Source organism: Parabacteroides sp. D25, from assembly GCF_000307475.1.
Taxonomy (GTDB): domain Bacteria; phylum Bacteroidota; class Bacteroidia; order Bacteroidales; family Tannerellaceae; genus Parabacteroides; species Parabacteroides distasonis.
The window spans coordinates 612,725-626,371 of sequence record NZ_JH976502.1 but is presented as its reverse complement, the minus strand read 5'-3'; the positions used below and the strand labels follow the sequence as shown (position 1 = coordinate 626,371).

Here is a 13,647-nt window from a genome sequence, read left to right as displayed (position 1 = left end):
ATAACAAGTAGTGTAGAAAAATTGCACATCAAATGAGGAAATATTACACAATGCCACCTCCACACCCGTATTCAAAGCTTTTCGTAATAATCTCATAAGAAAACAATTATAAAGAAATCTACAGGATTTATCACATCTGGCACGCCTTTTTCAGATAATCCTTTAGTTAGTATAGGTATTAATAAGACGTTTTAAACAAAAAGAGATGAGAAATGTAAAAACATGGGGCATACTATTCCTATGTCTACTTCTATTGCCCGGGGTAGCGTATGCACAAAAAAGACAGATCGAAGGAACGGTGATTTCCCAAGAGGACAAGGAGCCTCTGATAGGAGCGACCGTTATCGTAAAAGGGAGCCTGTCGGGAGCAGAGACCGATCTTGACGGGCATTTCACGCTGGAAGTTGATCCTGACGCCAAATTCATTATTGTCGATTACATCGGCATGAAGCAGACCCAAGTACCTATCCCGAAAAGCGGTATCTTAAACGTGGCTTTACAACCGGAGGCGATGAACCTCGATGAGGTCGTGGTAACCGGTTACGGTAACTTCTCACGTTCTTCCTTTACCGGTTCCGCCAACACTTTACGGGCTGACCTACTGAAAGAGATGCCGGTGGTTTCCATAGAACAAAAACTACAAGGCATGACCTCCGGTGTCAATATCACGGGAAGCTCCGGGCAACCGGGAGCGAACGCATCCATCCGTATCCGTGGTATGGGCTCGTTCAACGCATCGAACGAACCTTTGTTTGTGATAGACGGAGTTCCCGTCACCTCGGGAAACCTAAGTACCGGAAGCGGATCGGAGGCCTCCTACATGAACAATGCCAAGACCAACATCATGAGTACGATCAATCCCTCCGATATCGAGAATATCACGGTTATCAAGGATGCCGCCGCCGCCTCCCTTTACGGTTCCCGTGCGGCCAACGGTGTTATCTTGATCACGACCAAACAAGGATCGAAAGGACGTACCCGGGTCACGTTGAACGCTAGCGCAGGATTCTCGGACGCGGCGGTAGACTTCCGCCCGACCCTCAACGGAGAGCAACGCCGGGAACTACTTTATGAAGGCTTGGTTAATTACGCGCAAGACCAGATCGCCAAAGATCCCGCATCTTTCACCCAGACTCCGGAAGAGTACGCCAACGCCAATATCGGGGCATACACCTCTGTTCCCGCTTTAGGCTATACCGATTGGAAAGACGTGTTGATGAGACAGGCCGTACATCAAAATTATGAGGCTTCCGTTTCCGGTGGCTCCGAGAACACGACGGTCTACAGCTCCTTGGGTTATCAAAAACAAGAGGGTCTGGTGGAGAACTCATCGATGGAACGATACTCCGGACGCTTTAACGTACAACAAAAGATCGGCAAACGAGGCGAGGCCGGAGCGAACCTCATGTTCTCGCAAGTGAATCAAGAGATGAACGAGGAACGTACATCCAGTATCAATCCTTTCTATTGCATGGCAGTAGCCACTCCTCCCTCCTACCCAGTATTTAACGAGGATGGTTCCTACGCCAATACCTATCCCGGAACGAACGTAAATCCTTTGCGGGATATGCGTACCGACTATAACCGGGTTCGTATGACCCGTATCTTCGGTACGGCGCACGGTGCGGTAGAGATTATCAAAGGACTTAAATTAAAGGAAGTACTCAGCTATGATTATAGCATCCAAAAGGATGCCCGCTATTTCAACGCATTAAGCGGGGCGGGTCCCAAGAGCGGTAGCGATGCCCAATCGTCCAAAGGTTTTATCGAATACGGGAAATTGATCTCTTCTACCTCGTTGAACTACGTGAGGACATTCGCCAACAAACATCATCTGGATGTACTAGCCGCTTATGAGGCGGAAAGTTTCCAGACGGATAAAGCCGCCGGTGAGAAAAGCAAGATGCCGTCCGACCAATTATTCGAACCGGACAATGCCGCCGTTATAAACAGTTTCGTATCCTCTACACAGGATTATCGGTTGCTTTCTTATCTAACCCGCTTGAATTACGATTACGACAACCGGTATTATATCGCCGGAAGTTTCCGTCGGGATGGTAGTTCCCGATTGGCGCCGGAGCATCGCTGGGGTAATTTCTGGTCGGTCTCAGGCATGTGGCATCTGGGAGCCGAGGATTTCATGAAAGCCGTAAAGCCGGTGTTGAGCGATGTCAAGATCCGTGCCTCTTATGGCGTGAACGGTAATCAGCCGGGATCTTATTACGGTTATATGGGTTTATATAGTTACGGAAAGAACTATATGGATAACCCCGGTTCGTATGAAAGCACACAAGCTAATCCCAATCTAAAATGGGAGAAGAACTATAATATGAACCTCGGACTAGACCTCGCGTTTATCGATCGCATCTTCGTAACGCTCGAGTATTACAATCGTGACACCAAGGATTTGCTTTACAACCGTCCGATCAGCGCCACGACCGGATTCCTGAACTATCTGGGTAATCTGGGGCAGTTAAACAATAAAGGTGTCGAGCTGGAGGTTCGTTCCTTGAATATCTCAAACGCAGATTTTAATTGGACTACGGTATTGAACTTGACACATAACAAGAATAAGATCGTGGCCCTTGATGGTAATCTCGATCAAGTGGTGGAAAGTAGTTGGTTTATCCGGAAAATAGGATTGCCATTCAATACATTCTATGTAAAGGAATTCGCCGGGGTAGATCCCTCGAGCGGAAATGCGCTGTATTATAAAAATACGGAAGACGAGAACGGCAATCTAGACCGCACCTTGACCCAAGATGTCAATGAGGCGCAAGCGGTTCCTTATAAACAAGTAGATCCGAAGATATCCGGCGGCCTTACCAATATCCTTTCTTATAAATGGTTCGACTTGGCCTTTACGCTCTCTTATTCATTGGGCGGCTATTCTTTCGACAAGACCGGTACGTATATCGAGACAGACGGAGCCAGCGAAGGAAACCGCAACCTGCCCATCTATGAGTTAGACCGTTGGCAAAAGCCCGGTGATATCACCGACATTCCCCGTTTCGTATTGGGACGCTCCGACAAAGTGAGCGGTGGTTCCTCTCGCTTCGTACATAGTACGGATCACTTGCGGTTAAAGAACCTGACGTTCGGGTTTACCCTGCCTCATAACTGGACCGATAAAGTCTTGCTGGATAAAGTCCGTGTCTATTTCTCCGGCAGCAACTTGCTGACTTGGGCGAAATGGAAGCAATATGATCCGGAAGTGCCCGTATCCGGCGAGGTATTCTGTGAGACACCGCCCATGCGCACCTTTAGTTTCGGCGTGGAAGTTAATTTCTAAACACAACAATTCATTCGATAAAAAAGAAATACAATGAAATGGTCAATTAAATATATCGTAAGCGCTCTTCCTTTCTTATTCACGGCTTGCTCCGGAGATTGGCTGGATCTGGATCCCTCCACTTCCGTGACCAGCGATAACGCTATTCAGTCACTGGAAGACGCTAAAACCGCATTAAATGGAATCTATCGCATAGCATCCGAGCATAGTTATTATGGAGACAACTACCTCTATTATGCCGACTGCCGTGGCGAAGACGTACAAGCTCGTATTGACAAAGGTCCCGGCAGACGTGTATCTCCGTACTATCTGTTCAACGTAGCCGCCGACGACGCTTTTAATATCACGAGAGTATGGAACCAACCCTATATCGTGATTCATCAAGCGAACAGCTTAATCGAGAAAATAGACAACGGTAGCGTCCAAACCTCCGACACGCAAGAAATCGCCCGTATAAAAGCAGAGGCGTTGGCTATGCGTGGCTTGGCCTTATTCGATTTAACCCGTCTCTTTGGCATGCCTTATACACTGGATAATGGGGCGTCCTTGGGTGTTCCCATCGAGATCAAGACGGAGTTGCCGACTCACCAACCGTCTCGCAACACGGTAGCCGAATGCTACAACCAAGTGATCAAAGACCTGACCGAAGCCTTACCCAACCTTGTTACAACCAAATTCGACGGTCACCAAAATGTATGGAGCGTGAAAGCACTTCTATCTCGTATCTATTTATATATGAACGATAACGAGAACGCCCTTAAATACGCTCAAGAAGTAATCAATAACGGAGATCTTTATACCTTGTTCACGCACGATGAGTATACCTCCGTATGGGGAAAAGACTTCAATTCCGAATCCCTGTTCGAGTTCTACTTTACGCTTACCGAGCCTTCCGGCGGTAGTGGCGGAGAAGGCGCTCCCATGGTATATGCCGATAACGTGAAAGATTGGAACAATTTGGTCTTGACGAAAGATTTCTTGGATTTACTGGGTGAAGACCCGGATGATGTTCGCCATGCCTTATGCCGCTTACCTCAAAAACCGGACGAGGATATCCTTCCAACCGGTTCGACCGGACATCCTAAATATCTGACGAAGTATCCCGGAAAAACAGGAGATGTATTGACCGGCAATCCGCAAGACAATGACCTATGCATCATCCGTCTGTCCGAGATATACTTAAATGCGGCCGAGGCGGCTTTCAAGCTAGGAAAACGTAGCGAGGCGTTAGGCTACCTGAATCAAATCGTAAGCCGAGCCAACCCCAATAAATCCGTTAGCGACTCCGAGCTTTCCCTAGAGAGAATCCTTAAAGAACGCCGCAAAGAATTGGTTGGCGAAGGACATGCGTTCTTTGATTACATGCGTAACAATATTCCGGTAATCCGCAAGGGCGGTTGGCATTTACCGCAATTACCTACCGACGCACAGGTGATCAACGCTTCCGATCCCCGGGTAGCACTCCCGATTCCGCAAAGCGAGATCGACGCAAACCCGAATATCGTACAGAATAAACGGTAACCAACAAGAAAAAGGGGAATGGCATTAAAACCATTCCCCTTTTTCTTGTTTCGCTTATTTCTTTTTCAAGATCCGTTGCGCCGAATCCGACAGCACCACGATCGCACCGGCCAGTATCGCCGTATCTTTTATCACCAATCGCCCGGCCCCCGATAATAACGGGAAACCAAATTCCCCGCTGCCGAGATTAGGTACCCAGACCTCCGGAGTCGTGACCAAGAAGGACAACGTCCCGAACGTCATGATTATAGCCAACCCCGCTCCTACCAAACCGATCTTCGGCGAGAAAATGCCGAGGAAAGTCAAGATACCGATCGCCATGATCAAGATTCCCAAGCCACGAGAGAAGCCATACGTGTTATTCTCTTGATGCCACTCATGCTTCGCTTGATCGAACTCACCCTCTTTTAATTTATACGTCTTATATTCGGGAGCGCTTTTCGTATAGAAGAAACTCATGAAAGGGCTGTTCGCCACAAACGGAACGATGCCTTCCGCTTCATAATTCCAGAACTTCAAACCGCCGATCCACACAAATATGATCAAGATCGATATACGGATCAAATTAATACCTAGCTTTTGAGTAGAGGCCGCCACTTGCAAAAACGAGTAAAACAGATCATTCAACTTTTTCATCTTATTATTTGTTTTATAATATTGAACTTATACCGCGAAGATCGGTAGAAACACCTATCCCGTAAATGGCGATTTTACCGGATGAGTTAGCAATTATTCCTGTTTCTCTCTTTTCCGGTACTCAGAGACGCTTTCTCCCGTCATTTTCTTGAAAAAACGGCTGAATGTGGCTTGATCCTCGAAGCCCAAGATCTCCGTGATTTCCTTCGCACTCTTCTGGCTATATAATAGCAATCGTTTGGCCTCAGCCTCAATTCGTTCATGAATGATCCGCAACGGGGAAGGTAATCCGCAAGTCGTAAAAAGATTGGATAAGGTTTTTGGGGAGCGATGCAGCATATCCGCATAATCTTGGACCATCTTCTTTTCCTTAAAATGGTTATCTACCAATACATAGAACTGGCGAACCATATCGAACGCCTTTTCCCGTTCCGGGCTTACCGAAAACTTCTCACGTGCGATCCGGGTGCACAAAATAATGAAACGTTTCAGTAAGATACGCAGCATCTCCTCTTGCAAATTATCCTTTATGGCGTACTCACTCGTTAGGCTGTCGGTGATATCGCGCAAAGAGGCAACTTGGGATTCGCTCAATTTCAATTGCATCACATTGGAAGTCCCGTTAAAAAGAAAACCATTACACGACACCTCATTGTCATGTCCGAAAATACAATAGAAGTTACTGTTAAACAGAAGGGTCAAGTACTCGCCATTGATCGCCTTGAACTCGATATGGTGCAAAGGAGTCAAGGGAATAATCTCACCTTTCACTAAGGTAGTCGGTACGTGATCGATCTCCAGTTGCAACGAACCGCTTTGTACCCAAATAAACTTGTAAAGCGTATTATCTTTCTGCAAAGCAAGGTTCGTGTGATACGAATCGGTCAACGCTATATTACCTCTTAAGCGAGTATTAAAAATATATTCCATAGATTTCTTCCGGATTTTAAGACGGATAAAGATAACAATATTATATAAACAAAAAGTGGAAGTTCACTTTATTCCCAGCAAACTTCCGCGTCACTAATCCCCAAAACACACTATACGAGTTATTTCGACTCTAATAAAATATCATCTACCAATTTCTTCAACTCATTCTTCGGCATAGCCCCTTGAACCATACTCGGTTCTTTCTTCATCGGTACAAACAATAAAGAAGGAATACTACGGATACCGAAAACACTCGCTAAATCCGCCTCTTTATCGACATTCACCTTATATACGTTGATTTTACCCTCGTACTCTTTGCTGATCTCATCCAAGATAGGAGACATCATCTTACAAGGGCCACACCAAGTGGCATAGAAATCGATAACCGCAGGTTTATCACCCTCGAACTTCCAAGCGTTCGGGTTTGTCTCAAAGTCATACACTTTCTTTACGAAATCTTCTTGTGTTAATTCTGTTACTGTCATTTTATTTTCTGTTTTATTGTTATTATTCTTATTTCCATTACTAGCGTTCGCCATTCCTACCAAAAGACTTGCGAACAATACGGCACCTACCTTAATAAAACCCATCTTGAACCTCCTTTTTATTTATTACTTTGTCTTCTATTTATATTGCAAAGTTCATCTTATTTCCACGATTAAGAAATGGCCATATCGCCGGATAAGTTTGCAATACTTCCCGATCCCCATCAAAAAAGTATAAAATAAGTTTTTTCAAGATAAATGCCGAACCTTGCTAACAAGATCCGGCATATCGTACGTTCTTTATCTCGCAAAAACTCAACGATCTACAAATGCAACTGCAAGCCGATAGAAACCGGATGCACCTTCGGACCTTTCCCATTTTCAAAGAGGTCGATCGGTGAGTACTTGGCGTAAAGACCGATCCAATCCCAACCGGCTTGAAATAAGAAATCCATAGTTACCGGACGGATATTCATACCGGAATCCATTTTCTCTTTGTGCTTTTTACCGGAAGCGTCATTATATACGATCTTCGAGGAAGAACAAGTCTTGATCACACCGACTACACCCGCAGACAAGAAGAATTCACTCGAACGCTTTTTAGGTTGCCATTCCAATAACAACGGAATGGTCAGACTCGTGATATTCAACTTACTCGCTTTCAACGTAACACCCTCAGGAGCCGGACGCAAAGCCGTAACACCGTCTATCTCCTTGAAATACTCATTCGTATCTATCCGGTAACGGCTCCAACGCATACCGGCACCGATCACCACCGCCCAACGATACCGAGAGAACGGGAACGCTTTTTCCAATACATTCAAATTATATTCCAATGAGTTTCCACTACGAAGGGAGACTCCGTCTACATCATTTACATGTAAACTCCCATCCGCGAAGTTCGCGAAGCCCATTCCAAAACCGGCCCAATGCGGATTGAAGTCCTTATCCCAAGTAGGCACAGGGATATTGATAGACTTCACGTGTTTACGGCGTTCATAGCTTTGTCCGTCCCGGTAATGCCCTTCGAAGATCAACTCGTCGTCCACGGAATCACCATCCTCGTCTACCTCATACACCCTGACTTTCATGCGATCGCCATTATCTTTCACCTCGATACGTTTTCTCTCAAGGGTGATAATCGTATCCCCAGCCAAAGGCTCAACCTCAGCGGCCATCAACCCGATTACCGGGAAGCAAGCCATTAAGACTAAAAGTATTCTTTTCATCTTCCTATCTGTTTTGTTTGTTTATAAATCTTTCTTCGTAAATAATAGCGTGATTAAATCATCACTATCCAAATCTCCCTCAATGTACACCAAGGTTATTACCCCTTTCTTGCTGACCTTAAAAAGGACAAAACGGTTGATATCTGCTTCTACGCCCTTCAACTGGTAATAAGCGGAGACTACCCCTCCATCGTCCGTCACCTCTTTGATCTTCCGGGCCCCTTTCTGGTCCGCTTCCAGACATTGGCGGGTAAACCGCAGGGCTTCCGGATCATCTTTGATCGTAATACTCTTATAACGAGTCATGCCATACGTTTCCAACATCTCGTTAGACAACTCCACCATCGTGACATTACGTTTTTTACCATATCGTTGAAAGACTTCCTGAATCTTCAAGTCTTTCTGTGTCTCGGCAGCCGAGACACCACAAGGCATTAAGCAAAATACCGCCACCAGCAACCATAACATGTATTTGAACCGTCTCATATTTACAGTATTTTTATTCATTATCATCAAATAAAGAACGAAGCTCGTTCAATTGGTTATCAATAATCATACGGTCGGCCTCATCACGATCCGCTTCCGGAAAGTACTCATCCGCAGGTGTGGCCACCTCCTGCAAAGCTTCCAGCGCCATGGAGCGAACTTTATGAATATCCGTATAACAACGACCGTTTATAACGACATAATTATCCGAGCAGAAACAAGGATCTACCGGATTCAACAGATGGTTAAGCCCCAAAAGCAGCAAGAAACTGGCGGCGATACCGGATACCAAATACAACACGGATCGTAAAGTAAATGTCTTCTTTTCCTCCACCTTTTCCGCATCCAGCATAAAAAGGATATCCTCATCAATCGGAATCAATGCCTCATCCGGCTGTCGTTCCTTCCGACTCTCTTCCTCCAAATAGGTAAACATAGGCGTATAGACCGCCAACCTGTCCGGAACATTCCCGGAAGTAAAGAAGGCTCGAAGTTCCCGCTCTTCTTCCGAAGAGGTTTCTCCTTCAAAATATCGGTTTAATAACTCGTCTATGTCCATTTCTCTTGTTTATTTAATTGTAAAAACTGTTCCCGTATCTTTTTCCGAGCCCTTGAGAGATTCACCCGGACATTCTCGACCGGTGTAGCCGTGATCTCCGCGATCTCGGCTAACTCATAGCCTTCTATATCCTTCATCCGGATAATGGTTTGCTGCAAAGTGGGCAACTGGGCGATCAAGCGCCGTATGCACTCGGCGGCATCCTTTTGCTCCAGTTGTTCGTCCGGGCTTACCGCTTCCGATATCAATGTAATGCTCTCCAACTCCGATCCCTGCGGCTTTCGCAACTTTATCTTATCCAATGAGAGATTTTTCGTAACCTGCATAGCCAGCGCCTCCACGCTATGGTAGGCATCCAGTTTTTCCCGGATATACCAAAGCTTTATGAATGCCTCTTGCACCACATCCTCAGCATCGGCTGCGTCCTCAACCAGTCTCCGGGAGAAATTCAACATCTTCTGCCGGAGAGGTAGTACGGTTATTTTAAACGTCTCAAGTTCCATTTCTATAATCAAGACGACAAAGGAAGAAAAACATATCATGGAAAATTAACTTATTTGGAAAAAACTTTGCCTGTCACCCGTTTGTTTGTAATAGAAAACTTAAACGTTATGAAACTAAAAGTATCATTTACAGCCATTTTATTCATGAGCTGCTGCTTATTCCTCACCGTAGGTTGCCAACAAAAGAAACAAGGTTTCGATGACAAATCGGTCTCTCAAGCGATTCAAAAGGTGATCCAGATAAAATATCCGGGGGCGACCATTACCGATTACGATAAAGATGCCGCAGGTGTAGAAGTCGACATCAAGGATAAAGGCGTTAAGAAAGAGGTTCTGCTCGGCAAAAATAACGAGTGGCTAAGTACGAAATTCGATATCCATGCCGAAGATGTTCCCGTAGACATCATGGATAACCTAACAAATTCGGCTTATCATGAATATAAGATAGATGAGGTGACACAAATAGACAAGCCTTCGGGAACATTTTACGTATTCAAACTAGAGCATGAGAACAATGAGGTTCGTCTCACGTTTAACTCAGAGGCCCAATTATTGAAGTAGAACGATACTGAATCTTTTCTTATTCCAGATTTTTATCAGAATATTTCAGTAGCTTTGTGTGATTAACAAGCTAGCCTATGAAAATTCTGGTAGTCGAAGATGAAAACGCACTGAGAGAAGTTATCGTTCGTTCTCTTGAAAAAGAACGATATGTGGTAGAGAGCGCTTCCTCTTTCCGGGAAGCTTCTCTTAAAATAAATGATTATGATTACGATTGTATCGTATTGGACATCATGCTTCCGGGAGGTAGCGGCCTTACCCTTTTGAAGGAATTAAGGGCCTTACGCAAGAAAGACAGTATCATCATTATCTCCGCAAAAGACTCTATCGAGGATAAAGTTACAGGATTAGATCTTGGGGCCGATGATTATCTGACCAAGCCTTTCCATCTGGCGGAATTGAACGCCCGCATCAAGAGCGTTATCCGCCGCAAGCAACAAGATGGGGAATTGCAACTGTCTTTAGCGAACCTAACGATATATCCCGATAAACATTCCGTCTATATAAACGGGAAAGAGATCGTATTGAACCGTAAGGAGTTCGATCTGCTCTACTATTTCATATCCAACCCCAACCGTTTGATCAGCAAAGCTACTTTAGCCGAGTCCGTCTGGGGAGATTATATAGACCAAGCCGATAATTTCGACTTCATCTATAGCCAAGTAAAAAACTTGCGAAAGAAATTAAAAGCCGCCGGAGCCATCCCCGAAATAAAGGCGGTCTATGGCTTCGGTTACAAAATGACCGACGAGGAATAAATATGAAGCTAATCCATTACACCCTCCGCAATTTATTTGTCCCCATATTGGTCATTTTCGCCGCTTGGGGATGTGTTTTCTGCCTTATGATTCTACATGAGGTAGAAGACGAGACAAATGACAGCCTTGAGAACTACAAAGAGATTATCATCCGCTCCGCCTTAGCGGACAGCACATTGCTGAAAGATCATGTGGATATCATGACCCGGTACTACATTCGTGAGGTTCCGGAAAGCGAAGCGAAACTAGATAAGGACGAGTTCTACGATACTACGGTATACATAGAGATAGAGCAAGAATACGAACCGGTTCGTGCCTTACGCACTTATTTCATGACAAAAGATCGTAAATTCTACGAACTGACGCTGGAGTTATCCACCTTAGAACAAGAAGATATGATCGAGACGATTATCTGGAGCATGGCCGTCTTATATATCGCATTGATAAGTTGCATCTTATTCGTGATCCATCGAGGATTCAAAAGAAGCTTTAAGCCTTTATATAAGCTATTAAGCTGGCTGAAAAGTTTTCAAGTAGGCAAATATAATCCTCCATTAAACAACCCTACACCCATCGAGGAATTTAAGATATTAAACGAGACCGTTCAAGAAAGCGTCAACCAGAGCGACAAGCTATACAACAAACAAAGACATTTCGTAGAGAATGCCGCCCACGAGTTACAAACTCCATTGGCCGTATGCATGAACAAATTAGAATTATTAAGCGAACATCCAGATTGCACAGAAGATCAACTGAAAGAGATCGCTGGCTTGCATCAAGCGTTGAACGGCATCATCCGGTTGAATAAATCCCTCCTATTACTTTCTCGGATAGATAACAAACAATTCCCCGAGACCCGGGATATTTGCCTAAATCATCTTATCCATAAGATATTAGAAGGAATTAATGACATATACGAAAGAAAAGCTCTCCACTTACGAGTTTCAGAAAAAGAGAGTTTGGTATGCACCATGAATGAATCGCTGGCCACTACGTTAATCACCAATCTCATTAAAAACGCCTATGTCCATAATTACGAGAAAGGGGATATAGGAATCACGATCTCTCGTCGTATGCTTACAATCGCAAATACGGGAATCGACAAAACCCTTGATAAGGAATTATTATTTGCCCGTTTTGCCAGCCAAAGCAAACAACAAGAATCGACGGGCCTTGGGTTGGCCATTGTCAAATCAATAGTCGATCTATATTCGATCCGGATAGATTACCAATACGCAAATGGCATGCATACATTCACATTATTATTCTATTAACGGCCGAAATTCCCAATTTTTTCCAAAATGCATCCTTTTCTTTGCGGTATAATAAAAAACAAGGCATATGAAAAGGATCAATTATTTACTGATAGTCTTATCATTATTATCTGTCATGGCTTGTGCCGGCAACGATAAGATCACGAGTGACACCAACATATTGCCGGTTTCCAGCCGCCAATTCATATCGGATCATTTTAAAGACATCCCAGTATCGCATATCCAAATAGAGAAAAATCTGATCCGGATTAGCAGTTACGACGTGATCCTCACGGACGGGACCAATGTTGAGTTTAACCATAAAGGAGAATGGAAAGAGATTAAACGGCATGGGCTCCCTATCCCGCCAGCGATCATTCCGGAGGTAATACAAGACCTTATCAAGAAAAACTATTCATCGAATAAGGTTGTTAAAATAGAAAAAGAGATACGGGATTATGAGATAAAGCTAGATAACGGTCTTGAGATGACATTCGACTTAAAAGGGAACTTGATTGATATCGATGACTAATAGACACTCTAAGATAAGTATTAATATATTTTTAATTAAAATCAATCGTATGAAAACAAAAGCATTCATAATGGCAACTTTGGTTTGCAGCTCATTCGTATTCATGTCATGTGATGACGATGATGACAAATTCACACCTGAGAGTATTGTAACAAAAGCCTTTGACACAAAATATCCGGATGCGCAACGTGTCAGTTGGGAGAACGAGGCAGGCTATGTCAAAGCAGAATTTTACACCGGTTCATATGAGGCTGAAGCGTGGTTTGATCCGCAAGGCAACTGGATGCTGACAGAGACCGATCTTCCTTACAACGCTTTGCCCCAAACCGTAAAAAACAGTTTCGAGGCAAGCCTATACGCTAAATGGAAGATAGACGATGTAGATATGCTAGAACGTCCGGACGCTGGTACCATTTACGTTCTCGACGTTGAAAATGGCGAGCAAGATGCAGACCTACATTATACGGAAGGTGGTATTCTCATCAAGGAAGTAACCGATGGTAACGGCGACAACGAGCATCGTCCCTCTGTTACCCCCAGCGCTATTAAGGAACTCATTTCAGAGATGTATCCGGGAGCGACAATCCTTGAGATAGATACGGAGACAAAAGGTACCGAGGTGGATATCCTTCATGAGAATATCCATAAGGAAGTTTGGCTGGATACCCAGAACAAATGGTTATATACGGAGTGGGAAATACGCTCTTCCCAAGTACCCGATATCGTGATGACCGCATTCAAGGCCTCCGCATATGCCTCTTATCAAATCGATGATATCCATGTCATTCAAAAAGCGGAAGGACTCTCTTATGAGTTCGAGCTGGAGCAAGGAGACCGAGATATAACAATTCTTTTTAATGAAGAAGGGATCTTAGTCTCTCCTACCCATTAAAAAAAGACTC

Annotated in this window: 14 protein-coding genes; 7 read left to right on the top strand and 7 right to left on the bottom strand. The window is 44.4% G+C overall.

Features of this window, described 5'->3' with window-relative positions; all coding sequences use genetic code 11:
* Window positions 1–205 precede the first annotated feature (205 nt).
* Window positions 206–3,292 (top strand): SusC/RagA family TonB-linked outer membrane protein, encoded by a 3,087-nt coding sequence (locus HMPREF0999_RS09585; RefSeq protein WP_008773400.1) that lies wholly within the window; start codon window positions 206–208, stop codon window positions 3,290–3,292.
* Window positions 3,293–3,325: 33 nt separating this feature from the next.
* Window positions 3,326–4,813 (top strand): RagB/SusD family nutrient uptake outer membrane protein, encoded by a 1,488-nt coding sequence (locus HMPREF0999_RS09580; RefSeq protein WP_005854758.1) that lies wholly within the window; start codon window positions 3,326–3,328, stop codon window positions 4,811–4,813.
* A 54-nt stretch (window positions 4,814–4,867) separates the two neighbouring features.
* On the opposite strand, the gene HMPREF0999_RS09575 is transcribed toward HMPREF0999_RS09580, so the two are convergent.
* From HMPREF0999_RS09575 to HMPREF0999_RS09545, 7 genes are all read right to left on the bottom strand, one after another.
* A complete protein-coding gene (locus HMPREF0999_RS09575) occupies window positions 4,868–5,449 on the bottom strand; it encodes a DUF417 family protein (RefSeq protein WP_005854756.1) in 582 nt (193 codons plus the stop codon).
* Between the two features lie 93 nt (window positions 5,450–5,542).
* A complete protein-coding gene (locus tag HMPREF0999_RS09570; RefSeq protein ID WP_009275805.1) occupies window positions 5,543–6,379 on the bottom strand; it encodes a helix-turn-helix domain-containing protein in 837 nt (278 codons plus the stop codon).
* 119 nt (window positions 6,380–6,498) lie between these two features.
* Window positions 6,499–6,969: a thioredoxin gene (gene trxA / locus HMPREF0999_RS09565; protein WP_005854752.1), complete on the bottom strand. Its 471-nt coding sequence runs from the start codon at window positions 6,967–6,969 to the stop codon at window positions 6,499–6,501.
* Between the two features lie 218 nt (window positions 6,970–7,187).
* On the bottom strand, window positions 7,188–8,093 hold the full coding sequence (locus HMPREF0999_RS09560; RefSeq protein ID WP_005864838.1) for an outer membrane beta-barrel protein: 906 nt from the start codon (window positions 8,091–8,093) through the stop codon (window positions 7,188–7,190).
* 21 nt (window positions 8,094–8,114) lie between these two features.
* On the bottom strand, window positions 8,115–8,579 hold the full coding sequence (locus HMPREF0999_RS09555) for a hypothetical protein (RefSeq protein ID WP_005854747.1): 465 nt from the start codon (window positions 8,577–8,579) through the stop codon (window positions 8,115–8,117).
* A 13-nt stretch (window positions 8,580–8,592) separates the two neighbouring features.
* Window positions 8,593–9,138: a hypothetical protein gene (locus HMPREF0999_RS09550; RefSeq protein ID WP_005864833.1), complete on the bottom strand. Its 546-nt coding sequence runs from the start codon at window positions 9,136–9,138 to the stop codon at window positions 8,593–8,595.
* A complete protein-coding gene (locus HMPREF0999_RS09545) occupies window positions 9,129–9,680 on the bottom strand; it encodes an RNA polymerase sigma factor (RefSeq protein ID WP_009275804.1) in 552 nt (183 codons plus the stop codon). The genes HMPREF0999_RS09550 and HMPREF0999_RS09545 overlap by 10 nt, the downstream gene beginning before the upstream one ends.
* Window positions 9,681–9,749: 69 nt before the next feature.
* Here HMPREF0999_RS09545 and HMPREF0999_RS09540 point away from each other — a divergent pair, with 69 nt between their 5' ends.
* From HMPREF0999_RS09540 to HMPREF0999_RS09520, 5 genes are all read left to right on the top strand, one after another.
* A complete protein-coding gene (locus tag HMPREF0999_RS09540; RefSeq protein WP_005854740.1) occupies window positions 9,750–10,202 on the top strand; it encodes a PepSY-like domain-containing protein in 453 nt (150 codons plus the stop codon).
* 77 nt (window positions 10,203–10,279) lie between these two features.
* Window positions 10,280–10,960 (top strand): response regulator transcription factor, encoded by a 681-nt coding sequence (locus HMPREF0999_RS09535; protein WP_005854737.1) that lies wholly within the window; start codon window positions 10,280–10,282, stop codon window positions 10,958–10,960.
* 2 nt (window positions 10,961–10,962) lie between these two features.
* On the top strand, window positions 10,963–12,234 hold the full coding sequence (locus HMPREF0999_RS09530; RefSeq protein WP_008780170.1) for a sensor histidine kinase: 1,272 nt from the start codon (window positions 10,963–10,965) through the stop codon (window positions 12,232–12,234).
* Window positions 12,235–12,301: 67 nt separating this feature from the next.
* Window positions 12,302–12,745 carry a PepSY-like domain-containing protein gene (locus HMPREF0999_RS09525; protein WP_005854734.1) on the top strand — a complete coding sequence of 148 codons (444 nt, stop codon included), beginning with the start codon at window positions 12,302–12,304 and terminating at the stop codon, window positions 12,743–12,745.
* A 49-nt stretch (window positions 12,746–12,794) separates the two neighbouring features.
* A complete protein-coding gene (locus HMPREF0999_RS09520) occupies window positions 12,795–13,637 on the top strand; it encodes a PepSY-like domain-containing protein (RefSeq protein ID WP_008780169.1) in 843 nt (280 codons plus the stop codon).
* Window positions 13,638–13,647 lie beyond the last annotated feature (10 nt).